Source organism: Stenotrophomonas terrae (assembly GCF_001431465.1).
In the GTDB taxonomy this organism is placed as follows: Bacteria; Pseudomonadota; Gammaproteobacteria; order Xanthomonadales; family Xanthomonadaceae; genus Stenotrophomonas; species Stenotrophomonas terrae.
This window is the reverse complement of sequence record NZ_LDJJ01000009.1, coordinates 169,412-194,940: the sequence shown is the minus strand read 5'-3', so window position 1 is coordinate 194,940 and position 25,529 is coordinate 169,412. Positions and strand designations below refer to the sequence as shown.

18 protein-coding genes are annotated in these 25,529 nt (G+C 61.7%); 4 read left to right on the top strand and 14 right to left on the bottom strand.

Features of this window, described 5'->3' with window-relative positions; all coding sequences use genetic code 11:
• Positions 1-42: 42 nt before the first annotated feature.
• The 5 genes from ABB27_RS20025 to ABB27_RS03885 form a co-directional block, all read right to left on the bottom strand.
• Entirely contained in the window at positions 43-333 is a 291-nt protein-coding gene (locus ABB27_RS20025; RefSeq protein ID WP_162531828.1) for a hypothetical protein, read from the bottom strand.
• Positions 334-387: 54 nt separating this feature from the next.
• Positions 388-2,202 carry a 2Fe-2S iron-sulfur cluster-binding protein gene (locus ABB27_RS03900; protein WP_057626911.1) on the bottom strand — a complete coding sequence of 605 codons (1,815 nt, stop codon included), beginning with the start codon at positions 2,200-2,202 and terminating at the stop codon, positions 388-390.
• Positions 2,199-2,891 carry a PepSY domain-containing protein gene (locus tag ABB27_RS03895; RefSeq protein WP_057626926.1) on the bottom strand — a complete coding sequence of 231 codons (693 nt, stop codon included), beginning with the start codon at positions 2,889-2,891 and terminating at the stop codon, positions 2,199-2,201. The genes ABB27_RS03900 and ABB27_RS03895 overlap by 4 nt, the downstream gene beginning before the upstream one ends.
• Positions 2,892-2,948: 57 nt before the next feature.
• Positions 2,949-5,663, bottom strand: a complete 2,715-nt coding sequence (locus ABB27_RS03890; RefSeq protein WP_057626910.1) for a TonB-dependent receptor — start codon at positions 5,661-5,663, stop codon at positions 2,949-2,951.
• A gap of 94 nt (positions 5,664-5,757) precedes the next feature.
• On the bottom strand, positions 5,758-6,258 hold the full coding sequence (locus ABB27_RS03885; RefSeq protein WP_161809604.1) for a CopL family metal-binding regulatory protein: 501 nt from the start codon (positions 6,256-6,258) through the stop codon (positions 5,758-5,760).
• A gap of 322 nt (positions 6,259-6,580) precedes the next feature.
• Between ABB27_RS03885 and gloA the strand changes: the two genes are divergently transcribed.
• Positions 6,581-7,108 carry a lactoylglutathione lyase gene (gene gloA, locus ABB27_RS03880; RefSeq protein ID WP_057626908.1) on the top strand — a complete coding sequence of 176 codons (528 nt, stop codon included), beginning with the start codon at positions 6,581-6,583 and terminating at the stop codon, positions 7,106-7,108.
• A 203-nt stretch (positions 7,109-7,311) separates the two neighbouring features.
• On the opposite strand, the gene ABB27_RS03875 is transcribed toward gloA, so the two are convergent.
• From ABB27_RS03875 to ABB27_RS03835, 9 genes are all read right to left on the bottom strand, one after another.
• The gene (locus tag ABB27_RS03875; RefSeq protein ID WP_057626907.1) at positions 7,312-8,655 is read right to left on the bottom strand and encodes a M16 family metallopeptidase; all 1,344 of its coding nucleotides are present in this window, start codon (positions 8,653-8,655) and stop codon (positions 7,312-7,314) included.
• On the bottom strand, positions 8,652-10,010 hold the full coding sequence (locus ABB27_RS03870; RefSeq protein WP_083491129.1) for a M16 family metallopeptidase: 1,359 nt from the start codon (positions 10,008-10,010) through the stop codon (positions 8,652-8,654). The genes ABB27_RS03875 and ABB27_RS03870 overlap by 4 nt, the downstream gene beginning before the upstream one ends.
• A gap of 53 nt (positions 10,011-10,063) precedes the next feature.
• A complete protein-coding gene (locus ABB27_RS03865) occupies positions 10,064-12,187 on the bottom strand; it encodes a protein-disulfide reductase DsbD family protein (protein ID WP_057626906.1) in 2,124 nt (707 codons plus the stop codon).
• Complete coding sequence (locus tag ABB27_RS03860) at positions 12,171-13,430, bottom strand: TlpA disulfide reductase family protein (protein WP_057626905.1); 1,260 nt, start codon at positions 13,428-13,430, stop codon at positions 12,171-12,173. The genes ABB27_RS03865 and ABB27_RS03860 overlap by 17 nt, the downstream gene beginning before the upstream one ends.
• Positions 13,431-13,508: 78 nt before the next feature.
• Positions 13,509-16,670 (bottom strand): TonB-dependent receptor, encoded by a 3,162-nt coding sequence (locus ABB27_RS03855; RefSeq protein WP_161809603.1) that lies wholly within the window; start codon positions 16,668-16,670, stop codon positions 13,509-13,511.
• A gap of 145 nt (positions 16,671-16,815) precedes the next feature.
• Positions 16,816-17,943, bottom strand: coding sequence for a FecR family protein (locus ABB27_RS03850; protein WP_057626903.1), 1,128 nt, complete (start codon positions 17,941-17,943; stop codon positions 16,816-16,818).
• 40 nt (positions 17,944-17,983) lie between these two features.
• Positions 17,984-18,505 (bottom strand): RNA polymerase sigma factor, encoded by a 522-nt coding sequence (locus ABB27_RS03845; RefSeq protein WP_057626902.1) that lies wholly within the window; start codon positions 18,503-18,505, stop codon positions 17,984-17,986.
• An 804-nt stretch (positions 18,506-19,309) separates the two neighbouring features.
• Entirely contained in the window at positions 19,310-21,058 is a 1,749-nt protein-coding gene (locus tag ABB27_RS03840; RefSeq protein WP_152984419.1) for a hypothetical protein, read from the bottom strand.
• On the bottom strand, positions 20,997-22,064 hold the full coding sequence (locus ABB27_RS03835) for a hypothetical protein (RefSeq protein WP_152984418.1): 1,068 nt from the start codon (positions 22,062-22,064) through the stop codon (positions 20,997-20,999). Before ABB27_RS03835 ends, ABB27_RS03840 begins: the two co-directional genes overlap by 62 nt.
• A 683-nt stretch (positions 22,065-22,747) precedes the next feature.
• Between ABB27_RS03835 and ABB27_RS03830 the strand changes: the two genes are divergently transcribed.
• The 3 genes from ABB27_RS03830 to ABB27_RS03820 all read left to right on the top strand — a co-directional run bounded on the left by ABB27_RS03830 (position 22,748) and on the right by ABB27_RS03820 (position 25,526).
• Complete coding sequence (locus tag ABB27_RS03830) at positions 22,748-23,239, top strand: helix-turn-helix domain-containing protein (protein WP_057626899.1); 492 nt, start codon at positions 22,748-22,750, stop codon at positions 23,237-23,239.
• A gap of 242 nt (positions 23,240-23,481) precedes the next feature.
• The gene (locus tag ABB27_RS03825) at positions 23,482-23,862 is read left to right on the top strand and encodes a helix-turn-helix domain-containing protein (protein WP_057626898.1); all 381 of its coding nucleotides are present in this window, start codon (positions 23,482-23,484) and stop codon (positions 23,860-23,862) included.
• Positions 23,863-23,960: 98 nt separating this feature from the next.
• Positions 23,961-25,526 (top strand): recombinase family protein, encoded by a 1,566-nt coding sequence (locus ABB27_RS03820; RefSeq protein ID WP_057626897.1) that lies wholly within the window; start codon positions 23,961-23,963, stop codon positions 25,524-25,526.
• Positions 25,527-25,529 lie beyond the last annotated feature (3 nt).

Sequence of the window (25,529 nt, the reverse complement as noted above, 5' to 3'; positions counted from 1 at the left end):
CCCGTTCACGGGAGAGGGGTTGGGGTGAGGGCAAGCTTCTAGCTAGGCCAAGTCAAAAGCTCCCCTCATCCGCCCTATGGGCACCTTCTCCCGCAAGCGGGAGAAGGGAATGCTGGAAGCAAAGATCAAGGCGAGAGCCGAAGCAACAGCCGAAGCCGAAACAACAGCCAGAGCCAAAGCCAAAGCCGAAGCAACAGCCAGAGCCAGAGCGAAAGCGAAAGCGAAAGCGAAAGCGGAAGCGGAAGCGGAAGCGGAAGCGGAAGCCAAAGCCAAAGCCAAAGCAACAGCCAAAACCAGCGCAACAGCCAAAACAAGAGCAACAGCCAAAGCCAACAACCACAGCAGCTGCCTAAGCAACTACCGTGGCTCAGCTACAGAAAGCGTCGCTCAGATCTTGAAGTCATCAAACGCAACCCGCTCATCGGCAACACCCAACTTGCGCAGCAGCTGCCTGGTCGCCGCCAACATCGCCGGCGGGCCACACAGATAGAACTCGCAGCCGGCCAGGTCCGGATGCTGCTTCAACAGATCCTCATGCATCGCCTCGTGCACGCGGCGTGCATCACTGCCCTGCCCTGACCACACCGGATGCCAACTGAAGTTGGCATGCTCATGCGCTAGCTCCTGCATCTGCTCTACATATGGGCAGTCACGTTCGCCACGGGCGCCGTACCAATAGTGGATACGCTCGCCCCCGCCTTCATCCAAACGCTGCTGGATCAGCGCACGCAGTGGCGCCATGCCTGCACCTGCGCCAATGAAGATCTTCTCGCGTTCGCTGCCGCTGAGTGCAAAGTCACCGAACGGACCGCTGTAGCGAACGCGGTCACCCTCGCGCAGCGTATAGGCATAGCTTGAACCCTTGCCTGGCGGATGCTTGCGGTTCTCCTGCCAGCCAGGGCTGAAGCGCACCAGCAATACCAGGCCGCCGTCTGCGTTCGACACCGGCGTTGCCAGCGAATAGGAACGGCGCACCGCCGCCTTGTTCTGCAAGGTCGCAGGCAAGGACAGTGCCTTCCAATCCTCGTCATGCTCGGCCGGATGCCACACCGCGCTGCGCGGCAATTCGTACTCGGGCACATGCAGCTGCAGGTAGCAGCCCGGCTGGAACTGCGTGTCCGCTGCCTGCTCAGGGCGCAGATGAATCTCCCTCAGGAACGGCGTCACCGCGACGACTTTCTCGACGCGGGCCCAATGCTCGGTCCACAAACTGGCGCCGCCGGCCACTTCGATCTCGATATCGTCATCCACCTGCAGGTTGCAGGCCAGGCGGCATCCCACCTTGCGTTTGGCTTCAGGCACGTGCGCGCGATCGGCCGCCGTTGCCTTGCCGGCACCGGTACGCACGCGCACCTCGCATAGGCCGCAGCTCTGGCCACCACCACAGTTGGAGGGAAGCTGGATGCCTTCGCGCGCCAGCGCCACGTAGACACTGTCGCCATTGGCCACCTCGACCGTGCGCAGATGTGCACCGCCTGGGGCGTACACCATCAACTGCCGGCGCGAGCGCCAGCGACGCGGGATGAACTCCTGCAGGTGGAAACTTGCGATCAACAACCACACGCCCGTCAACGCCAGCCACAGGCCGCCAATGCCCATGCCCACCACCAATGGGTTGTTGAAGTTGACCCGGCTGCTGTAATCCATGATGTGCAGCATCCAGAAGATATCGAACAGCCGCCAGGTGGCGTTGCGATGTTCCATTACCTGGCCGCTGTGTGCGGACACGTAGATGCTGGTGTCCTGCCCATCACTGAAGTCCACGCGCCATACCGGGTCCGGGTTGGCCCGCGTCTCCAAGGTCTTCTGCAGGTATTGCGGTGCTGCGGCTTCACCATCGCCGGCATATGCGGCCTGTGCCACTTTTGCCGCAACCGCCGCGTCGATGGCGATACGCTTACCGTCGCGGGCATCGATCACTTCCGTGCCTTCCGGCGATTGCAGGCGATACACCGGCTGTTGCAGCAGCCAACCGCTGTCCAGCGTTGCTGCCTCGCCCTTTGCCGCAGCCAACGCCACGCTTGCGGACACCGTCGTAGAGGGCCAGGCGGGGTTGGCAACCGCTTCAGCGCGCTGGGCGCTGCCTTCAATCTTTTCCGGGTCGAGCAGGCTCATCATCAAGCCACTGCCCAGCCACACCATGAACTGCAGGCCGACAATCAGGCCCACCCACTTGTGCAGGGTACGCATCCAGGGCGTCATGCGTTCCTCCGCTTGCCGAAGCTGTAGAACAGCAGCCAGATGCCGCTGAGGGCGAAGCCCAGGCCGATGACCGATGCCACCCGCAACAAGGTGTTGTTGACGTCGGTGCGGTTGTCGTAATCCATGATGTGCAGCATCCACACGAAGTCAAACACACGCCACAGGTCGTGCCGCCGCGCCAGCAGCTCACCGCTGTCCGGTGACAGGTACAGCGTGGTGTCGCCGCGTCCACTGAAATGCACGGCCCACATCGGCACCGGGCGGGTCTTCACTTCCGACGGTGCGCGGGTGATCCATTCCACCCGTTCCACTTCGCCGTCCCCCTGATACAGGGACTGCGCCAGTGCGATGGCCTGCTCACGGTCCATCGGCGCCAGGCGTTCGCCGCTGGCAGCATCGACCAGGTATTTCTGTTTCCCTTGGCGGATCTCATAGACCTCGCGTTCCAGCACGTGCTTGAGCCGGAACGACTCCATCTGTGGATAGCGCGCTGACAGCACGTCGGCGCCTACACGGGCCGCCTGTGCCGGCAGCGGCGTGCCATGCACGTGGGCAAGGTGGTCGCCATGGATCACGCCTAGCGGCACGACGGTCATGTAGACGCCGCTGAGCATCCACAGCAGCGCCTGCACACCGATCACCAGGCCGATCCATTTGTGGGCACGGCGTGCCCAGAATGCGGGTTTCATCAACATCGTCCTCGTTCAATGACGCGTCCCGCCGCGGCTGCGACGGGGCGCATCCAGTCACCAGCGGTAGCCGATGCGTGCGTACCAGCGGCGACCCAGCAGGTCATAGGTCATCGTATCGGTGTTGGCATCGGTATAGCTCTGGATGAACGGCGGCTTCTTGTCGAAGACATTGTCCAGGCCCAGCGATACATCCAGCGCCTTGCTCACCGCGTACTTGAGCTGCAGGTTGTGATAGAACACCGACGGTGCGTGATCGCCGATATCACCGCGCGCCGCGTTGATGTCATCAGCACGCCCGATGTACTGCGTGCTCCAGGTACCCGACCACTTGTCGCGCGATGCATTCATCGAGACCAGGCCGCGCCACTTGGCATAGCTGCCACGGCCGCCGGTGATCTTGCCGGCGTACTCGATCAGGTCCGCGCCGTCATACGGCCGCACGTCGTAACGCTGCAGGTAGGACACATCTGCACTGACGCTGGCATCAAAGCCTGCCGCCTTGAATTCGTACAAGGCACCGAAGTCATAGCCGGTGACGTGTTCGTTGGCGGCATTGACCGGCTGCGAGGACAGGAAATCCACTTCGCCGGTGCGCGGGTTGCGGGTGAAGTTGCTGGCGTCGCAGAACGGATGCGCCAGCCCCGGCGTGTTGTAGCAGATGGCCAGCTTGGTGGAGCCATCGATGCGCTGGATCGCGTGCTTGATGCGGATGTTGTAGTAGTCCAGCGTCAATGTCAGGCCGGACAGGAACTCCGGTGTCCACACCACGCCCGCGGTGAACGAGGTGGCGTCTTCCGGCTTCAGATCGGCATTGCCACCGGAGGTGGTGAGGATGGTATTGCCCGGCTGCACATAGCCGGCCGGCACGCCGTAGGCCTGGCAGTTGTCACGCACCGTGGAGCCCGCCGGCAACGCCGACCAGTTGCTGCACGGGTCGGTGGTGGTCAGGTTGCCTTCGGCGACGCCGCCAAACAGCTCCGGGATGTTCGGGATGCGGAACGCGGTGGCATAGGTGCTGCGCACCTTCAACGCCGGATTGACCTGCCAGTCCAGGCCGACCTTGTAGTTGTAGTCGCGGCCGAACAGATCGTAGTCCGAGGCGCGGCCAGCCAGATTCAGGTACAGCGAATCGGCGATGACATTGTCCTGCAGCAGCGGAATCGCCAGCTCGGCGAAGACTTCCTTGGCGGTGTACTCACCGGCAATCGGGTCCTGCTGGTTGGTGTTGCCGATGCCCAGCACGGTCAGTGGATCGGGATTGCGCCAGCCACGCTCTTTGCGCACTTCCACGCCGGCGGCGAAGCCTACCCAACCGGCTGGCAGTTCGAAAATCTGCCCGCTCAGGTTGGCGGTGAAACTCTTCTGCTCGTTGCCGCCGGTATCGCGCGAGGTGTAGAGGATGTAATCGAGCACTTCGCGGCTCAGATCGCCATGACCCAGGTAGTCGCCGCAGGGAATGGCCGCACCCGGCACCGGGCTGCAGATGCGCCGGTCCAGGGTCTGCTCGACACGATCGAGATTGGCCACATTGTCCGAGCCATCGACGCCGGTGTTACGCCCCCAGTTCAAGGCCGCTGACCAATCCCAGCCCGTGCCGAAATGCCCCTTCACGCCTACAAGGCCACGAAAGGTATTCACTTCCTGCGAGAAATGGCGCGGGCCGGCTTCTTCCAGGCGCCGACGCTGCAGCAGCAGATCCTGTCCGGTGGGATTGGTCGGGTGATCGGCGGCGATGTTGATCGGCCGGTACACGCCCAATCCGCCCGGTGCGGCCAGCTGATCGGACTGCCGGTTGGTATACATCAGCTCGGTGAACACGCTGGTGTTCTCGCTGAGCTGGCTGTCGCCGAACACGCTCATGCTGATCCGCTTGATGGGATTGACCGCGTTGAGCGTGGGGTTGCCGTTGTAGTTGTGCTTGGCGGCCGAATACGGCTCGTAGAAATCGCCATTGCCGCCCAGCACCTGGTTGAAATTGACCCGGCTGCCATCGGCCAGCAACGCGCGGCCACCGACCGTGGTGGAGCTGCCCGAGCACACCAGCTTGCCATCCACTTCGGCCAGGCCGCAGGGTGCGCGCGAGCCCATGTTGACCGTGCCGCCTTCGGCATAGTTGATGCCGGCCATCAGCGAACCGCGCTCGCTGGTGACGCCCCAGGCCAGGTCGACCGCGGTTTCGTCGCCATCGCCACGTGTGGTCTGGCCGTAACGCACGGCAGCCTCGGCACCGTCAAAACCCTGCTTGGTGATGATGTTGACCACGCCGGCGACCGCATCGGCGCCGTAGATGGCCGAAGCGCCGTCCTTGAGCACTTCCACGCGCTCGATCAGCGATACCGGAATCATATTCAGATCGACCGAGCTGTTGGCGCCGGTGCCGCCATTGACGATGCGGCGGCCATTGAGCAGCACCAGGGTGCGGTTGATGCCCAGCCCGCGCAGGTTGACCTGGGTGGTGCCGTAGCCGTTCTCGGCCCAGTAGGCATTGCTCTGGCTGCCGGCAAAACCGGCCGAGGCCGGCAGGCGCTGCAACAAGGTGTCAACCGAAGTGGCACCGGAGCGTTCAATGGCCTGTGCATCGATCACGCTGACCGGGCCAACCCCGGACAACTGTGCGCGCTTGATATGGCTGCCGGTGACCTGCACGGCGTCCAGCGTGCGGGCGGCTTCATTCGGGGACTGCGCGTCCTGCGCATTGGCGGTGTGGACGGCGGTGGCACACAACAGTGTGCCGATGGCCGCAGCCAAGGCTTGGGGCTTCAAATACATGTTCTCTCTCGCTGGGATTTTTCTCGGGGCGTAGCCGCAGTCGCGGGCGCGAGCACGGTTCACTGCAACGTCGTGGTGACGCGAGAACAACCGCTCAGACGATGGGAGGTCGGAAGACGCGGGAAAGCCTGCCAGCCGGCAGAACCAGCGCCGGCAGTGGCGTATCGGCCGCTACCGGCGGATGCGCACCGGCGAACAACAGCGCCGTCGCGGGGGGATAGATGGTGAACACGCACAGGCATTCGCAGCCGACGCTGTCGGCGCAGCTGCACTCGTCTGCGTGGGCGGGTGAAGCCGATTTCCCTGCATGCTTTTCATGGCCGTCAGTGGCCGTTGAGCCGCGCTGGGCCAGCGCAAGCGCGCGCGGCGCCGGGTCACAGCTGGCACTGGCGGCACGGGTGATACCGGCAACGCTCGGAACGCCTTCCGCGTGCAGCACCATGCGCGTGCTCGCCCATGCCCCGAGCACGCCTTCAACGGCGAGCACCAGCATCAGCAGCAACGGCAGCCACACACGATAGGACATGGAAATCAGAACCGTCTCGTTATTTGTATATACATACAATGAATAGCGCGACCAGAGAAAGCTTGTCAACCGCCGCTGCTCACGCCGTGCTCCCCTTCGCGCTGGCATCCCCGCCAACAAACCGCGCAAGCCTTGCGCCAGCGTCGCTCCCGCCGCACATCAGGCAATGCATGTGCGCTTCATCAAAACGTGGGGAACAACGACTATCCTGCGACGCAGCATAGCCAGCGCGCGCGCAGCCGCCTAGCCATTGAAGGTATGCCGGTGATGATTTTTTGTATCGACGCATGCAAGCTGTGCTAGCGATTTCACATGCAACTTTTTGCATCGGCATTGCGCTGCGGCGGCAGCACATCGCACCTACCCCATTCATCGCAACAGGATTGTCCCCATGAGTCTTCAAACCCTTGCTCAACAGCCCGGCGTCGCTGCACAGGTGCCGGCCGAAACCAACGGCTTCGTGTTCAACCACACCATGCTGCGAGTCAAGGACATCCGCGCCTCGCTGGATTTCTACACCCGCGTGCTGGGCTTCCAGCTGATCGACCAGCGTGATTTCGCCGAGGCGCAATTCAGCCTGTACTTCCTGGCCTACGTGCCGGCTGGCGTGCAGGTGCCGCAGGATGATGCCGAACGTCGCCTGTGGATGGCCGGCATCCCCGGCGTGCTGGAACTCACCCACAACCACGGCACCGAGAACCAGGACGGCCCGGTCTACCACGACGGCAACAGCGACCCGCGCGGCTTCGGCCACATCTGCGTGTCGGTGCCGGACATCGAGAGTGCCTGCGCTCGCTTCGAGGCATTGAACGTGCCGTTCCAGAAGCGCCTGAGCGATGGCCGGATGAAAAGCCTGGCCTTCATCAAGGACCCGGACGGCTATTGGGTGGAGATCATCTCCAATAGCGTGCGTGCTTGATTAAGAACGCGGCGCCTTGAAGATCAGCTATTGCCCATGTAGACAGGGCGCGGCCGGGCGCCAATCGGCGATCTTCTACCCCGGGTGCGCTTTGCTTACCCGGGCTACGTAACTACGGATTGCATCAATTGCTGCTGACAAACAACAAACGCCGGCTTACGCCGGCGTTTGTTGGTGTCGTACCACTTGGCAGAGGCTGCGACTTACTTCTTGAAGGTGCCGGCCTTCACCAGCACCATCTTCTGCGGGTCCACATACCGGCGGATTGCACCGTTGACCTGCTCCAGGGTCACCGACTGGATCGCCTGCGGGTAGTTGTCCAGCCATGCCAGGCCAACCCCGCGTTCAACCGTACCGATGATCGCCGTCGACATGCCGTCGGTATTGCCCAGGCCGACCTGGTAGCTGCCCACCATCGCCTGCTTGCGTGCATCCAGCTCTTCGGCGGTGATGCCATCCTTCCACCAGCGCTGCAGCTCGCGGCGGGTGCTGGCAATGCCCTTGTCCATCAGTTCCGGTGCGAAGGTGGTGTTGATGCCCAGGCCGCCGTCCATGTAATCGCTGCCCAGCAGGTTGCCGCCGATGCCATAGGTCAGGCCTTCCTTGGCACGCACCGCCGCCATCAGGCGACCGGTGAAGCCCGAACCCAACACATCCACGCCCACCGTCATCGGCAGATAGTCCGCATCCGTATAACGCAGGCCGGTGGACTGGCCGAGGAATACGCTGACGCTGCTCTTGTCCTTCATCGCGATGTTGTGCTCGGCGGCCTTGGCCGGCAACCGAGCCGGCGCGGTACGCAGATAGTCCACGCCGCCGCTCCAACCGTTGAAGCCGTGCGCCACTGCGGTTTCAATCGCCTTGGCATCGACGTCACCGGCAAACACCAGGGTCATGTGCGCCGGGCCGTAATACGTTGCGTGGAAGGCCCTGATCTGCTCCAGCGTCACCTGCGGCACCGCCTTGAGCATGGCTTCGCGCGGCACTGGTGCATTGACGCTGCCGGCCGGGAAGATGCCCAGCATCATGGTCTCGCGCGCCATCGTGCCAGGGTTGTCGCTGGCCTGGCGCAGCGCAGCTTCCAGCTGTACCTTGGCCTTGGACAGTTCCTCGGCGGTGAACGCCGGCTCGCGCAGCTGCTCGGCAAGCAGGTCAAGCACGATCGGCAGGTCCTGCTTCAGGCTCTTGCCGTAGATGCCGATGCGCGCCGCGCTGGGGCTCAGCGACAACTGGGCGCCGATGCCATCCAGCGTGTCCGAGATGGCGAACTTGTCGCGCCGGGTAGTACCGGCTTCCAGCAGCATCGCGGTCAGCGTCGGCACCGCCGGGTCATCGGCCTTGGCAACAAGGAAGGCATCACCCAACGGCATCGAGCCGGTGAAGGTGACCACGTCCTTGACCCCCATCGGGTAGACGATCAGGTCGATGCCGGCCGCCTTGGCGTGCACGGCAGTGTCGGCGACGCCAGCCTGGGCGGCGAACGCGGCAAGGCTGGACAGTGCGGCCAGCGCCAGCGGAATCAGTCGAATGCGTTTTGCGTTGCTCACTTGCTGCTCTCCGGCACGAACCAGCCAACCGTGCTCTGCTCTGCGGTGAAATACGTGCCGGCGACGCGCTGCACGTCGGCCGGGGTGACCTTCTCAAGGTCCTTCAAGGCGCTGGAATACAGGGTCCAATCGCCCATCGCGATGAACTCGTTGAGCGCATCAGCGGCCTGGTCGGTACCGTCACGTCGGTAGGCTTCCTCGGCTCGGTACGGGCCAAGTACACGCTTGATTTCTTCCGCGGTAACGCCGTCGCGGGCAAGCTTGGCGATCTCGTCGCGGACAATCTTTTCAATTTCTTCGTGCTTGCTGTCCGGTGCCAGTGCCACGCTCAGCATGAACAGGCTCGGGTCGCGCTGCTGGTACATGCCACCGGAAACCGCCACCGCTTTACTGGTGTCCACCAGCGCCCGCTGCAGGCGCGCACTGCGACCGCCCTGCAATACCAGTTCCAGCACGTTCAACGCCGGAATGTCCTTGTCCAGGCCCGCCGGTGCCTTGTACGCCATCATCACCGTGCCGGTCTCGCCGGCCCGGCGCAGCGTCACCCGACGCTCGCCCTGCTGGTCCGGCTCGGTGGTGTAGACCTCGGGGATGGCATGCGGCGAGCGTGGCACCTTGCCGAACTTGTCACCGATGCTGGCCAGCACCTGGGCGCTGTCGATATCGCCGACCACGGTGACGGTGGCGTTGTTCGGCCAGTAGAAGGTGTCGTAGAACTCGCGCAGTTTCTCGATGGAAACCTTTTCGATATCGCTGCGCCAGCCGATCACCGGATGGTGGTAGGGATGGGCATTGAAGGCGGTGGCCCACATCAGCTTCATCAACGCGCCATTGGGGTTGTTCTCGTTGCGCTCGTACTCGTTGCGCACCACGGTCATTTCGCTCTGGCGGTCCTTCTCGCGCAGCAGCAGGCCGCGCATGCGATCGGCTTCGATGGCGATGTAACCGTCCAGCGCGGCCGGCGGCAACGTGGCATAGTAGTTGGTGCGGTCCAGCGAGGTGGTGGCATTGAAGCCGGCACCGACGCGATCCAGGTAGGTATCGACGTTGTTCTCGCCGTCGAAGTGGGTGCTGCCCATGAACATCAGGTGCTCGAGCAGGTGGGTACCACCGGTCGAGCCGGTCACCTCGTTGCGCGAACCGACCCGGTAGGTCATCTGGAAGGTCACCACCGGCGCAGCATGGTTGGGCAGCAACAGCACGCTCAGGCCATTGGCGTCGAGACGGTACTCATCGATACCGTCGAGGGATTTGACATGGGTGAAGCCATTGACCTTGACCGGCTCGGCCGAGGCAGCGGAAGCTGCCATCAGGCCCAGCGCAAGGCCGGCGCACAACAGGCGTTGCGAAATCATGCGTTGCGTTCTCTTGGAATGCGCCCGAGGGCGCGGGGAAGTCGGGACGGGGTTCAATCCTGTCCGTGTGGGGTAGCGTTTTCTAAAGCGGCGAGCACGATGTCCGCCGTCAACACTTCCGGCAGTTCGCGCGGTGCAGCAGCACCTGCGGGATAGGCCAGGTTGAACGGCACGGCGCTGCGGTTCCAACGTTCCAGCTCGGCGGTGATCAGCGGATCGGCATTGGTCCAGTCGGCCTTCAGCGTGGCCACCTTGTTGTCGCGGAAGTAATCACGCACGCGCGAGGAAGCAAACACCACCTTCTTGTTGACCTGGCAGGTCGCGCACCAGCGTGCGGTGAAATCAACGTAGACCGGTCGCCCTTCAGCCTGCAGCTGCTGGATACGCTCGCTGCTCCACGGCTCCCATTGCATCTGCTCCGGCGTCGCGGCGCGTGGCCAGCCAAATGCCCCTGCCACCAGCACTACCAATACGCCCGCCAGCGTGGATGCCAACGCGCGGCCACCGCGCGCTCCTGGACGGGTGCCACGGCCATATAGCCACAGGCCGAAGCCGAGCAGGGACAATGCCAGCAAAGCGTTGAGCAGCGCTGCTTCCTGCAACTGGCCGGCCAGCACCCACAGCAGATAGGCGACGGTGGCGTACAACGGGAATGCCATCAGCTGCTTGAAGGTTTCCATCCATGCCCCCGGGCGCGGCAGCAGCAGCACCAGCGACGGGAACACCGACAGCAGCAGATAGGGCAAGGCCAGGCCCAAGGCGATGAAAGTGAACACGATGAAGGCCTGCGCCGTCGGCAGCGCCAGTGCTGCGCCCAGCGCAGGCGCCAGGAACGGTGCACTGCACGGTGTGGCCACCACGGTGGCAAGCATGCCACTGAAGAAGCTACCGGCCACGCCACCGCGGGTCTGCAGGCTGGAGCCAACGCCGGTGGCACGCATGCCAACTTCGAACACGCCGCTGAGGTTCATCGCGAACGCCAGCATCACCAGCGCCAGCACGAACACGAATGGTGCCGACTGCAGCTGGAAGCCCCAGCCCAGCTGTTGCCCGCCTTCGCGCAATACCGCCAACAACGCCGCCAGCGCCCAGAACGAAAGCAGTACCCCGGCAGTAAACGACAACGCATGCAGGCTTACCTTGCGGCGGTCATTGCCCGCCTGCTCGATGAAGCCCACCACTTTCAATCCAAGCACCGGGAACACGCAGGGCATCAGATTAAGGATGAGCCCACCCAGCAATGCAAACAGCAATACCAGGGCAGAGAGCTGCTGCGTGCTGCCATCACCGCTGGCCGAGGCGGGCACCGCACCCAGGTCGGCGGTGCTGACCAACGCCGTCGCCTCGGCTTCGGCCACGAACGGCAGCTCGATGCTGACACCGCGATAAACACCCTGGGCATCGTTGTAGGCCAACACACCGCGCAGCATCGCGTCGGCGGGCATGGTCTCGGCCGGGTCCAGCGGCAGCTTCAGCAGCGCACGCGCGCCACGGTTGCCGATGGTCTGCGGCACCTTGTACGAAACGAAGGCATCGGCGGGGAAGAAATGCAGATCGGCAATATCAGCCGGTGCCGCCACTCGCAGCGTCAGCCCAGCCGGCGCATGGGTAGCCGCCAGCTGCCAGCCTTCACTGGCCGCGGGCATCGGCAGCGCGGCCAATGCAGCCTGCACTCCTTCATCGGACTGCGCGGGCTCGGCGCTGACCGGCATCCGCAAGCTCAATGCCGCCTTGCCCGGAATGCACACCGTCTCGCACATCAACCAGCGTGCCTGCGCTTTCAGTTCCACCACGCTGCCGGCTGGCAAGTCTGCCGGGGCAATCAGCCGCACCGGCAGATATGACAAGCCCTCATAGCCATGCCCGGTGATATTGCCTTCGCGGTCGCGCACCAGGATGGGCGTCGGCCACTGGATGGCCTCGGCGGTCCATCCCGGCGGCAGTTCCCACATCAGCTTGGTCGGCAGGCCGGTGCCGGCGTTCTTCCAGAAGCTGTGCCAATGCGGGTCATGCTGCATGCGCAGGGCCAGCTGCAACGGCTGCCCAGGCTGCACCGAGCGCTGTGCGGCAACCAGCTCGGCCTGCACCTGCGCCAGTACCGTGCCCGGCAGCAGTACCGCAAGCAACAGCAGCGTGCTCATCGCCACACGGCGGAGTGCATCAACGTGCAGACGCATCTTCAACCTTCTTGATCTGCGCGCGCACCGCACGCTCCACATCCCACTCGCGCATGCCGACACCGACAATGGTGCCGTCACCGGCAATCAGATAGTTCTGCGGCAGCTGCACCACACCATAGGTCTGCGCCGCACTGTCCTCGAAACCCGGTGCCTGCAGGTTGATCCACGGCAAGTCATTGCTGCCGCCCTCTTCCTGCATGGCCTTGGTCCAATCGGCCTTGTCCTCATCCAGCGACACCGCGTAGATCTCGAAACCGTGGGCTTGGAACTCGCGATAGACCTTCAGCAGGTGCGGAAATTCACCACGGCAGGGGCCACACCACGACGCCCAGAAGTCCAGCAGCACCAGTTTGTTGCGCGCCAGTACTTCGGACAGCTTGACCACCTTGCCATCCACGCCAACCGCCTCGATGTCGGCGTAGGGCTTGCCGGGCCCGAACTTCTCGGCCAGCTGCTGGGTCTTGGCATGCTCGGCCGCCGCCTGCTCCATCTGCACGATCAACGGATGCTCGCCCAGTTCCTGCTTGTAGCTGGCAAGCATCTGCGTGCGCCGGGCCATGTCGTAGCGCTTCCAGTCATAGTTTTCGCTCAGTACCAGCAGCTTCAGCAGCGCCGGCGCGCTGCCGTCGAGGATGGCCGCGTCGTAGTCGTTCTTGACCTTGGCCAAGGCCATGAACGGCGCACCGACGGCATCGCGCGCCGCCTTCATCGCGGCTTCGTCATTCTCGTCGACACCTGCAAACGCCTTGCGGTTGGCCTCGCGGTTGGCGGTGAATGCGCTTACATAGGCCGGATCTTCCAGATAGCCGTAGACACGCTCGGTCAGGCTGCCGCCCTTGGCCAACGGACCAAGCGGGCCCATCTCGATGCGCAGTTCACCCGGCTCCAGCACCAGCTTTACCGAGCCCTGGTTGCCCACCATCAATACCGCCGGCACCGCCTGCGGCACCTGCCCGGTCAACACGAACGCGCCGTCCTTCGCGACGGCAGTAGCCGCCGGCTTGATATGCAGCGGGTCGCCAGCCGACGACGGCACCAGCAGCTTGAGCTCGGTGCCATCGACCAGCGCCGGCAGCGTGCCGCGAATACTGTACGTCTCACTGCCTGCCGGCGTTGCGGTGCCGTCCTGGGCAGGCGCCGCAGCCGGTGCCACTGATGGGCTGCAGGCAGACAGACCTACCATGGCGGTGACCGCGGCAGCCAGCAGGCAGGCGCGCGTGGTGTTGGCAATCGACTTCATGGATTTCCTTGCGTTGAGTGCGGCGCGCCACCGACGAGGGACTGGCGCGCCGCGTTGTTACAGGAAGACGCTGCAGCGTCAGAACTCTTTCTTGATATCCAGGTACAGCACGCGGCCGCGGATGTTCACCCGGTTGGAGACGAAGCCGGACAGGTTGTCGACGAATGGGTACTGCCGATCGAACATGTTCTGCACGCCCACGCGCGCGGTCACGCCGCCCAACCAGCCATCACGCTGATGCCTGCGATAGCCGAACTGGGCGTCGAAGGTGGTGTAGGACGCCGAGCGGGTACGCGGATTTTCGTTGGGGATGAAATCGTTGTAGTCGTTGGCGGTGGCCGACAGCGGATACAACACACGATGTGCCGCGCTGTAGTGGCTGCCAAGCGATGCAAACCACGCATTTCCTTCCCAGCCGACAAACAGGTCACCGGCCCACTTGCTCGGCCCCAGCTCACTGTCCGCATAGCTCAGCGTCGGCATTGATGCCAGGGAGCGCGAGGTCAGCTCCAACGTGCGCACCGCATTGAGCTCGATGCGCCAATCACCCCACTCGTTGCCGAAGTAATAGCTGGCGGTGGTATCGACACTGCGCGAGCGACGGCCGAGGAAGTTGATGGCTCGGTTGTCCCACAGCATCACCCCGTTCTCGCCCAGCGTGAAGGTCCCTTCGGGCATCTTGCTGATGTCCTTGAAGATCTCCGAGTAGGTCAGGCCGGATAGCGGATCGCCGATGTAGTTGTCGAAGGTGGTGCGGTTGTAGGTAGCCGACAGCTGCAGGCCGGTGGCAAACGTGGGTGACCAGTCGAAGCCGTAGGTCACCACACTGGCCACCTGCGGCTTCAGGTTCACATTGGGCCCACTGAGCGCGACGATCTGGGTGACGCCCTCCGGCAGCTGGCCGCCGTTGAACAGCACGCGTGAGGTGTAGTCGTCCATGATCAGCTGACCGAACTGCTGCTGGGCCTGTGGCACCAGGAAGGATTCGCCCCAGGTGGCACGCAGGCGCAACGCGTCGCTCGGCTTCCATGCCAGCCGCGCCAGCGGGCTGGTGCGGCTGAAGCTGCGTGACACGCTGCTGTCGCTGCCGGTGATGCCGGTACTGCCGTCATTGTTGAGGCCGGTCAGCTGTTGGACGTCGAAGCCGCCCAGTTCGCCCAGCCCGGCCGACCAATCGCGCAGGGCGCTGTCGCCACGCTGATCGAAGCGCTCGTAGCGTGCCGCCACGGTCAAGCTCAGCAGCTTGGCCAGCGGCTGATCCTTCAGCAACGGGATGCCGATCTCGGTGAACAGCGCCTCGGACTTGCCCTTGCTCTCCGAGCTCAGCCGCTCACCGAGGTTGCTCTCGTAGTTGTAGCGCTGCTCACGGTGCTGGGCACCAAACGCTGCCTCGATCTTCCCTGCCGGCAGTTGCAACAGCTCGCCACGGGTCAGCAGATCCAGCGTATTGGCGCGCGACTGGAAGCGGTAGACATGCCGTTCCACCAGACTCTGCAGCAGCTCGCGGTTGCGCGCGACGATGGCATCGTTGCTGCCGTCGCCAAACACATTCAGACCATTGAGCACTTCCAGCGTGCGCGCATAGCCATCCGCGCCCATCGAGCCGGTCAGGTCCATCAAGGCGGTGGTTGTGCCCTTCTCGCGGCCGGTGCTGAAGGTCGCCTCGTAATCCCAACCCTTGGCGAACGGCAGCTTGCCATTGATGCCGACATGCGCGTCGCTGTTGGTCTGCTTCTGGTCTTCGCTCAGGTTCATGCCTTCGAACTCGCGCTCGAAGGAATAGCCCACCAACACGTCGCTACCGAATGTGTTGTACGGATTGCTCTGCGGAACGTAGGTGTTGTAGCCGTGCTCGAAGAGGCTGAAGTCGAACAGCGTAGGCCGCCAGTTCTCCTTGTTGACCTGGCGCACATGGCTGATGCCATAGTTCAACTGGGTGGTTTCGCCCAGATCGTGCATACCGCTGATGCGCGCATAGGTATTGTCGACCTTGGGGCCGATGCGGCTGCGTTCGTAGGTGGACGGGGCGGTGGCCGGGTCGTAGGCAAGCAGGCTGTCCGGATCCAGCGCGGTGCCATCCTGTCCACCGGGAATCACACCGATGGCCTCGCCCATGAAGTGGTAATCAATGCCGAAATCCAAGGACTCATAGACCACCCCGGGCTGGCCCTTGTTGCGGGTACGGCCATTGACGCCGCCACGATCGCTGAAGTCGCCGCGGCCATTCGGGCCAACGTGGATCAGGCTGGTGACGTCGGCCGGCAAGCTGCGCTCACGCCCCACCGCTGCGGTGACGTGGCCACTGCCATAGCCGAAGGTACGTGCCAGATCCAAGCGCGATACATCGGCGCCGGTATTGGAATTCTCATGCCGCAGCTGTGCGGTGGTTCCATCGTAGGATTTCTTCAGCACGATGTTGATCACACCGGCCACCGCATCGGAGCCATAGATGGCGCTGGCGCCATCGCTGAGCACTTCGATGCGCTCGATCTGCGAAACCGGAATCGAGGAAATATCGGTGTATGCGCCCTGCGCCTGCGCCGAGCCACTGCGGCGGCGGCCATCGACCAGGATCAGCGTGGAGCGGCTACCCAGGCCGCGCAGGTTGGCGCCGGAGGAACCCAGCCCGGACACGCCATCGCCATACGAACTGCCGAACTCCTTTTCACCCAGCGCGCGCGAAGCGCTGGTGCGGTTGGAGAAGTTCTGCGGCAGGTTACGCAACACGTCTTCGATCGAGGCATAGCCACGGCTTTCGATCAACTGCGAATCGATCACGATCAGCGGCGAGGCCGGATCGATGTTCTTCAGGTAGGTGCCGGTGACATTGATGGTCTCCAGCGTTTCGGCATTGCCGCCGGCCTGCTCAACCAGGTCACCGGCACTGCTACGCGGGCGGATGGCGACGGTCTTGGCGTTGATGAACTCATGCGTGTAGGCCGTGGATGAGAGCAGCTGCTGCAGCGCCGCCGCCGCGTCCATCCGGCCATTGACGGCGCTGCTGTGCACCCCACTTCCAGCGCCACCGGCATAAACCACCTGCAGCCCCGTCTGCTCGGCAAACGCCTCCAATGCGGAAGCCAGCGGCTGCGCCGCGAGATCGAACTGGAACACCGCCGCGCCGGCAACCGTATCGATCGCTGCCGACTGTGCCACCGCCACATTGCCGGTGCCGACCAGCAGCGCAACCGCCACCGCCTTCACCAACATGTGTTTACGAAGAATAATGCTGGACCCCATGGATAATTCGCCCCCGAAAGACATCGAATGGTTACCGAGCAACCGGAGCCGCCTTGCGCGGAACCAGCCTCTTGTTACATCCGTGTGTCCAAGTGCGCGAAAAGGGTACTCACGATGAAAAATATTTCTTTGAGCTGATGCGTGGCTACTGGCGGCCGCCCACCACGTTGCGATCGGCCTGACGGCTGACCTGCAGCTGCGAGCAGCATTCCAGGAACTGCAGGAAGGAATCAGCATCATCGGCATAGAACACACCGCTGTAGCGCTGCTCGCGGATCAGCGGGTCGGTGACAACGATCGGCCGTGGGTTGTAACGGTTGAACTCGCTGATGATGTCGGCCAGGGTGTCGTTGCGGAAGCTCAAGCGGCGCTTGCCATCGACCGGCTCGTTCGGTGCTTCCAGCGGCATCCGCAACATGGCCTGCTGGCCCTGCGGGATCCGCGCCTGCTCGCCGGCCGACAATGCGGCTGGGCGCCCCAGCGATTCAACCGTGGCCTTGCCTGCCTCCAGGGTGGAGGCATCATCGCGCCACAGTGATTCCAGCCAGCTGCCATTGGCAGTCACCTTGACCTTGCCTTCGCTGACCGCGACCAGCGTGCCCGAAGGCAGCCGGTTGACCGTGAAGCGCGTGCCCACCGCCTGCACCGTGTTGTCGCCGGCATGCACGCGGAACGGGCGACTGGCGTCGTGCGCCACATCAAACGTGGCCTCGCCATCGCGCAGTTCAATGTCACGCACGCCGGCACTGAAACGCACGGCGATATAGGAGGCCGGCGCCAGACTGACCATCGAGCCATCGGCAAGGGCGATGCTGCGCTGTTCGCCTACCGCGCTGGCGTATTGGTAAACCGGCACTTCCGGCTGCAACAGGGTCCAGCTGCCGGCCAGCAGCGCGCAGGCAGCAATGCCCGCCGCCAGCGCACAGCCACGTCGACGGCGATTCCATCGCACTGCGGGCGCGCCGGCCTGCGATTTAGGGACCGTCATCGCAGCTAGCGCATCGTGCAGCGGCACCACATTGTCGGTCGCCGTCGCCTGCGCCAGCACCGCCTCCAGGTCGAAGCGCTGCAGCGCTGCACTGCTGGCCAGCTCACGCTCCACCAGTTGTGCCATCAGCAACTCTTCAAGATGCAATGGCGAGTGCGCCACCCAGGCCGCAAAGCCTGCGCGGTCCACCTCGCTGGGCGTGCCAGCCATGACCTGCAGCCACTCTGCGGCCTCACGTGCGGCGCGCTCCCGGCTCTGCTGCGGCGATGTGCGATAGATATTCATGGGTTCACCCGCCCTGCCCGTAGCAAGGTCCACATCCTGTTCATCGTTCCAAACTCGCGCGTACATGCGCCAGCGCTTCAACACTGTATTTCTTCACCGTATGCACGCTCAGCCCCAGCCGCTGCGCGATCTGCGCATGGCTCAGGCCTTCGCGGCGCTCCAGCAGCAATACCGCCAGGCGGTTGGCCGGCAACTGCGCCAACGCATCGCCAACCTGGCGTTCGAAGAAGCCACCACCCTCGCTGAAAGCCGCCTGGCCGGGGTTCTCCGATACTGCCTCCACCACGGTCGAGTCGTACAACAGCCGACCTTGGCGTTGGCGCATGTTGAACTCGCTGGCCACGTGCGCGGCGATGCCATAGATGTAGGCCAGCGGATTGCGTACGGTCTCGATGCTCTGTACCCGCAGCAGGCGCAGGTAGACCTCCTGCACCAGGTCGCCCAGGTCCTGGGCCTCGGCCACCCGCCGCCGCAGGAAGCGGTGCAGCTCGGCGCTGTAGTCGTGCACCGCCCGTGCGGCGAACTCCCGCCCGGGCGGCTCCTGTCCGGCCGGCTCGATCATCGTGTCCGGCGCCCGCCGTGGCAGACCCGCTTGTCCCGCTTCGTCATCGCCCGCTCCCAATGGCCGGAGCGACCGACACGACGCCCCCTTGACCATGCAGTGCGGGACAAGGGGCGATTAGGGTACTTCTGCAAAGCAACACGTTCAGCCAGCGATCACATTGGCGCGAAGCTTAGCCTGTCGCGGGCGTTTTCCGCAGACCGGACTCGCCATCGGCAGGAGCGCCTACCCCGGTGACGATCGAAGTGCCACACAAAGCAAAAGCCCGGCACTGGGCCGGGCTTCGAGCAACGTCGGGGGAGAGAGGACCGGGCTGCTGGAAGTGATTATCCGTAAGCCCGGTTGTGTACGGGGAATAAAGTTCTATCCTGAAATCCACGCAACCCATTGATTGCTCGTTCTTGTGATAGGACAGGAATTTTTAAAGTTTTATCCTGGCCACCAGCCACAATGGCAAGCTCCGGAAATAAAGTCCTGTCCCGACCACGCCATCCGTGATCCTGCGATTCGTCCTTCCTGTTCAAACTGCCATGGCTTCACGCACAGCATCAGGGCGGATGGCGGCAACCTTCAGCAGCGTCTTGGCTGCGCCGGATGGTTCGAGCCGTTCTTGCTCCCAGTCCTGATAGGTTCGTACCGATCCTCCCAGAAGACTGGCACACGCAATCCTGCACATATCGATCACTTCGCAGTCCTTCCACCCGCTGCAAAAAAGCAAAATCGCATACACAAGGCAGCCTTTAGCCCCATGACTACAAGGCCACCCTTGGACACGCGCTGCCATGTGTCGATGAATCATCGTGATCACTGTGAGGTTTCGCGATGGACCGCCGTCTCCTTGCTTACCGGAGGCGCCTGACTATCTGCGGGCGCCATCTGCGAAGCCCTCGCGGTCGGCTTTACCGAACCAGAAACATTTCCGATGCCCTTACTCCGAACGCGCCCCGGCTCCTCACGCGATGAGGCGGGCGCTTGGATTGTAGAAGCGGCTCCACTATCAGCTTTCGGACTACTGAATCTAGGCAGCTGATAGCTCACTACGTAGCCAATGGCGAACGTGGCCACCAGCGTCACCGACACCAAATACCACAGACGGCGGTATCTTCTGACCTGCTCAATTAAATGGCCTCTGTTGTTGGCGAACGTCTTGGCCGTATGTTGATCGACCTCGTCCTCGATCAGCACGTTTCGGTAACTGTCCCGGAGAAGCTGCGTTGTGGATCTAGTCGCACTGTCGAACCTAGTCACGACATCTTTGCACGCACTATGTATCCAGATGCTGCAAAGTACTGCGATGATAATGACGATCCAAACGTACTCTCCCGAGAAAACTACCCTCGCATTGGTGTCCTTTAAGCCGTTGACCACCACCACGGTCAGCACGAACGTAAACACCACCAGCATGCCGTTGCGCACAGAGTCCAATAGGCTTTCTACGAGCGCATGGGTTTTGGCCGTGGATTCCAGCAGAAGCTCGGCCATTCGATTTCTCACTTCGAGATACGCCGATACGTTGTCCTTCAGATAGATCTGGTAGTTGGACAAGATGGCATTCAGAACATGGGGCTGGTGGGCTAGGTCGCACAAAGACGCCACATGGAGGGAAAGTACATTACGCGCCAGGCCCACCTTGTCTGTGCTTCCACCGGCATCGTATGCCCAACTGGCGATCTTGTTCAGCACCTCATGCGCACCGGAGAGTTCGGCCACGGAAATCCGCTTCTCTTCCAGAACCTTGTAACCGGCCATGCGGTAGGTCAAGGTGTTGTCGGATTCAAGCTCTGCGTTGTTACATAGGTACACAGCACTAAGAACCGCGCTAGCGCGTGCAAAGAATCCATCGACCGCGGGCTGTCCCAACGGTGTGTCGAGCTGAAAGTCTTGAGGAATAAGCTTCCCGGGAAGAGACGCGCTAAATGAATTTTCCTTGAACAGCGCAATGATGCGCTCACGCGCCGCGCTCGGCAGCGTAGCCGTCGCTGGCTCTTCGTGGTCCTCCGGCACGAACTGCAGGGTGGCGCTACCTCCCTGCTTACGTAAGCCAATGCAAATTAGGCGGAGGTGCCCGTCCAGCCGAGCCGCAAGCGCCTCGAGCACTTGCGTGAGGGGCTCCTGGGCGAGGTACCGACCAAATGCCTCCATGTCATAGACAGAGATGGCATTGTGCTGCACCTGCTTGCCTATGATGACGCGAAAGCCTACCTCGGCACGGGTATTACTTCCGAGATCAAACAGACCTCCAATCCTGACGCGGCTGTCCTCTTCATCGTCGCAAGCACTGGCGGCCTCACCGTCGACAGTGATCGTGATTTCAAATCGATCACGATTGGGCAAAGAGGGACCGATCCCAAGGAGTGCAAGCGCGACCACATGCGCCTGGGCCTGAGTCAATTCATCTTCAACGAAAAGCTCGAACTCGTCGAGGCGCTCCACCCGCGTCGCATTGGCGAGGTCTACAGCAGCGAATATGGCACCAAAGTCGACGCCCATGTCACGTCCAAGGTTTGAACTTGAATCGATCAGCTGCTTCAGTGGCGCGAATGACAACGACATCCCGGCCGTCCCGCGTCTTTGAAGACCAGATCTTGTCATCTAGGTTAGCCACATCCTCGTTGTAACTCAGCGATATCTCTTCGCTAACAGCAACATTCATGCGCCTGAAAGGCACCGCCTCCGGGACGAGCGTGAACTGCACGTCGAACTTGCTGGTGGTCGGCAACTGCCTAATCTTCTCCACGACCTTAGGGAGGGATTGCGCCAACGACTGCTCTACGGGTTGGTAATTAGTGAAAATGCCATCGACAAATACTGTAAAGTCGAGCGCGCCGGCTTGCTTGAATGCGGTGATTGCTGCATTTCTTAGATGGGTATAGTCGGTTGGGGCTGTCTTCTTGATCGCATTGAGACATTTGATAACACCCCGAATGGCAGTCTCGGTATTGTGGCGATCGCTCCTAAGTTCCTTGAGCTCCCAGAAATCACGCCACCAATAGACCGATGGGCGCGTGTTCGTATCGAATACGAGCGTCTCCTCCGGCGCGCCGTTGACATCGAACGTCACACGGCATGCCTTGAACAGTTTTTGTGTCTGTCCAAGGCCAATTCGTTTACGGAGGTCCTGCTCATCGATAAAGGCGTGGTGATCGACTTTCACGCCAAGATAGTGGTACCGGGAGTTCTCCTGGTACATGTATTGCAGGAAGCTTCCCTTGCGAATATGTGTGCCGGTTGGATTCAAATGTCCGTACTTGGCATCGGTCTGCAGCTCGATGCGGAGCAAACGCTCAGCAAGTGCTTCGGTCCCCGTCGTGGCCAGGTCCTGCGCCTGATAGAACCCGCCTAGCGAGGTAGCGAACTCAGTCGTGCCACTGGACAGCTGATAAGCGCGGTGCTGGGGCTTGGCGCTGATCTCATACAGCAGCTCATCCAAATACGTACCGAGGTCAGAATTGCCAGCTGGAATGGTGGCAGCGGTACACGTGCTGCTGTTCAGGTCCAAATGGTGCAGCGTGGTGCTCAGAACCCTACGGCTAGACGACGGCGCAACGATTGCGTTCATTGAGTTCCCTTTCCTCAGAATCACAAGTACCGCACGCACGCATGATCCTTCCCATGCGTCTCAGGGGCTGAGAGGCCCGAGGTGAGTCGACCGGCATGTGGCATTCCCCCTGCTTAACAGTATACGCGAGCCCCCCCTGTCGGCCTGTATGCCGCACCGCAGCAGGCGTACGCGCATACATTTCTCCGTTCCGTACGCCCCGATGATCTCAGGATTACAAATCGACCCAAGCATTACGGTATCTGATCCGTCATTCATCGGCGTCCTTGCGAAACGCATGGTAATCCTCCCATTTTTAGCGTTCGCCAAAAATGGACCTAAGCGGCGATTGCCCCCCCCCCGATACCAGATTCGACAGGCAATGGTGTTCCCGTCCGGTCTTGAAGCCGAAAATTCTCGAGGCGAAGGGATGCCACCAAGCGACATGTTGGGGCAGTCTTTTGGACGCCTGGAGAGATGGTGAGAGCGCAACTGACTCTCCGGCACCAACGCCGACGTCAGAGGCGCCTACAGCTGACCATCGACGATCCGGGTAGGAGGCCATCCGGCGCGGCCGGCCGAACAAGCGCTTCATAGAGCGATTGAATAGTGACTAGAGCCCTGTGTGGCAGAAACCACACATACAAAAGAGCCATACAGGGAATAATTACGTTAATCTTTTGATCCTTGAAAGGAACCCCCTGATGGCTCCCAACGCGACTTCCCAGATGCGTCGCTTAGCCAGATCGAAGCTCGATCAAACCGGCAATTGGCTGCGTCAGATACTGCCCAGGCTTCGTCCTGTACCACGCGGCGGTTGGATCGCTGCCACCCGCGACGCCTTAGGGATGTCGCGAACCGAGCTCGCACGACGACTGGGGGTGCAACCTAGTTCGGTGCTCAAGTTGGAGAACAGCGAGCGCGCCGGCACGGTGCAGATTGACACATTGCGCCGCGCAGCCGCGGCCATGGATTGTGAAGTGGTTTTACTCGTGGTGCCGAGACAGCCGCTGCAGACCAGCGTCGATCAACAGCGCCTGAAGCTCTTCAACGCCACATTCAATCGGACCGCGATCCACATGAAGTTGGAAGATCAGGCAGTCTCCGAAAAGCTTCGCCCCCATCTCCTGAAACAGGCTGAAACCGAGATCCCGGATACCGCACTGTGGCGGATACGGGAGGAGGATCTTGGCTGATCTTCAGCGATTCAAATTCACACTCGACGATAGGCAAACCCTGGCAATGAACTGCGTCCTGACACGGTATTCGCAGGTCATCTGGCACGAGCAGCGCCAGGTTCTTGTCCAGATTGTCTGATTGCGACTGAAAGCTCCCGCTTTAGGGTCAGCGCCAGCAATTACCGAAGACGATCTAGATCGTGGTGAAGGGTTGCTGCTTGAGAAGCTGGATGTTCTGATTGAATTACACAGCAGGAAGAATGGGCGACGACGCCCCCATTTCAGGGATATGCCGGAGCGTGCGCAACCGAATTAAGGCCTTCCGCGAGGCTCGAGGGCTGTCGCTGGACAAGCTCGCCTCGCTCACCAACACAACAAACCAGCAAATCAGCAATCTTGAGGCAGGTAGGCGTCGGCTAACCGTCGATTGGCTTCAAAGCCTGGGACAGGCCTTGGGCTGCCACCCTTGGGCGCTCATTGCAGACGATGTGCCCCGGCCACTTGAATCACGCGAAATTCGGCTGCTCGACAGGTTTCGAGGACTTACTGCGGCGCAACAAAAAGCGGTACTCCAGCTACTTATCGCGATACCCTCCGAACCGGTTGAAACCACACGCAACGAGTCCCTTCAGCTTGAGTAGGGAAATTTGCAAAGTATTGGAATAGCTTGACATTTTCCAACATTTTGGTAGAGGATTGACTCTTCATCTAGCTGGCAGGGTTACGCCCAAGCACGGCAATGGCTGATCGACGCATAGGTCCGCTTCGGATCGGCGGGGAACCTCTCATCCCCGCCGCGCAGTATGTGCGCATGTCGACTGACCATCAGCGCTACTCAACGGAGAATCAGCGCGAAGCCATCGAGAAGTATGCCGCTCAGCATGGTTTTGACATCGTTTGCACCTATGCGGACGAAGGCAAAAGCGGCTTAAGTTTGGATGGCCGTGACGCCCTCAAACAGCTGATTCAGGACGTTCAGACCTCCAACTTGGAATTCAAGGCCATCCTGGTCTACGACATCAGTCGCTGGGGACGATTCCAGGACGCTGATGAGAGCGCCTACTACGAGTACGTTTGCCGACGGGCCGGACTTCAGGTCGTGTACTGCGCGGAGCCCTTTGAGAATGACGGCAGCCCCATGTCCGTCATCATGAAGAGCGTCAAGCGCGCAATGGCAGGCGAATACAGTCGCGAACTCTCCAACAAAGTCTTCAAAGGGCAATGCCGGCTTATCGAACTCGGCTTTCGACAAGGAGGATCACCCGGCTTCGGCCTACGCCGCATGCTGCTGGACGAAAGCCGGGTTCCGAAGGCGCAACTTCAGCCTGGTGAACGAAAGAGCCTACAGACCGATCGAGTGATTCTGGCACCGGGCCCGGCCGACGAGGTGGCCGTGGTCCAAGAAATCTACGAGCAATTTGTTCATCGCCGCACCACGGAACGAGAGATCGCCGACAACCTCAATGCAATGGGCATACGTACCGATCTGGGGCGTCGATGGACGCGTGGAACGGTCCACCAACTTCTGACCAACGAAAAATACGTCGGCAACAACGTCTACAACAGGACCTCGTTCAAGCTAAAGCAGCGACACGTAAAAAACAGTCCCGACACCTGGGTCCGGAGCAACGGCGCTTTTGAAGGAATTGTCCCTACCGATTTATTTGGCGCGGCCCAACAACTGATCGAGGCCAGATCACGTCGCTTCGACGAAGCCACCATGCTTGATCTCCTCAAGCGACTGTACGACCGCACAGGAACCCTGTCCGGCCTACTGATAGATGAACAGGAGGGGATGCCCTCTAGCAGCGTCTACCGTTCGCACTTCGGCAGCCTCGTACGCGCCTACTCCCTGATTGGCTTCCGACCGGACCGTGACTTCCGCTACCTCGAAGTCAATCAGAGGCTGAGATCGATCCTACCGAGCATCCTGACGGAGATCATCGAGGGCCTGATGGCCGCGGGTGGTCAGAGCAACATCGCAACTTCGGGCCTTGTCACCGTCAATGATGAGTTCACTGTCTCCATCGTGCTGGCCAGATGTCGACAACTCCCAAGTGGATCCTTCCGCTGGCATCTTCGCTTTGACACCAGTCTAAAGCCGGATGTCACCGTGGTCGCCCGCATGGCAGCCACGAACACCACTATCTTCGACTACTACATATTCCCTCGTATCGACATGCCACTGCGTGGCCACCGACTCTCCGAAGACAACAACGAAGTAAGCCTCGATTCGTATCGTTTCGACTCTCTCGCGCCACTGTATGAGCTTGCGGAACGATTCCATATGAGCATCGCCGCCTAGAGG

Excerpts from the sequence above, each read along its gene's own strand:
- ABB27_RS03900 (WP_057626911.1), bottom strand. The coding sequence starts at position 2,202 with ATGACGCCCTGGATGCGTACCCTGCACAAGTGGGTGGGCCTGATTGTC.
- ABB27_RS03895 (WP_057626926.1), bottom strand. The coding sequence starts at position 2,891 with ATGAAACCCGCATTCTGGGCACGCCGTGCCCACAAATGGATCGGCCTG.
- ABB27_RS03890 (WP_057626910.1), bottom strand. The coding sequence starts at position 5,663 with ATGTATTTGAAGCCCCAAGCCTTGGCTGCGGCCATCGGCACACTGTTG.
- gloA (WP_057626908.1), top strand. The coding sequence starts at position 6,581 with ATGAGTCTTCAAACCCTTGCTCAACAGCCCGGCGTCGCTGCACAGGTG.
- ABB27_RS03870 (WP_083491129.1), bottom strand. The coding sequence starts at position 10,010 with ATGATTTCGCAACGCCTGTTGTGCGCCGGCCTTGCGCTGGGCCTGATG.
- ABB27_RS03865 (WP_057626906.1), bottom strand. The coding sequence starts at position 12,187 with ATGCGTCTGCACGTTGATGCACTCCGCCGTGTGGCGATGAGCACGCTG.
- ABB27_RS03860 (WP_057626905.1), bottom strand. The coding sequence starts at position 13,430 with ATGAAGTCGATTGCCAACACCACGCGCGCCTGCCTGCTGGCTGCCGCG.
- ABB27_RS03855 (WP_161809603.1), bottom strand. The coding sequence starts at position 16,670 with ATGGGGTCCAGCATTATTCTTCGTAAACACATGTTGGTGAAGGCGGTG.
- ABB27_RS03850 (WP_057626903.1), bottom strand. The coding sequence starts at position 17,943 with ATGAATATCTATCGCACATCGCCGCAGCAGAGCCGGGAGCGCGCCGCA.
- ABB27_RS03845 (WP_057626902.1), bottom strand. The coding sequence starts at position 18,505 with ATGATCGAGCCGGCCGGACAGGAGCCGCCCGGGCGGGAGTTCGCCGCA.
- ABB27_RS03840 (WP_152984419.1), bottom strand. The coding sequence starts at position 21,058 with ATGTCGTTGTCATTCGCGCCACTGAAGCAGCTGATCGATTCAAGTTCA.
- ABB27_RS03835 (WP_152984418.1), bottom strand. The coding sequence starts at position 22,064 with ATGAACGCAATCGTTGCGCCGTCGTCTAGCCGTAGGGTTCTGAGCACC.
- ABB27_RS03830 (WP_057626899.1), top strand. The coding sequence starts at position 22,748 with ATGGCTCCCAACGCGACTTCCCAGATGCGTCGCTTAGCCAGATCGAAG.
- ABB27_RS03825 (WP_057626898.1), top strand. The coding sequence starts at position 23,482 with ATGGGCGACGACGCCCCCATTTCAGGGATATGCCGGAGCGTGCGCAAC.
- ABB27_RS03820 (WP_057626897.1), top strand. The coding sequence starts at position 23,961 with ATGGCTGATCGACGCATAGGTCCGCTTCGGATCGGCGGGGAACCTCTC.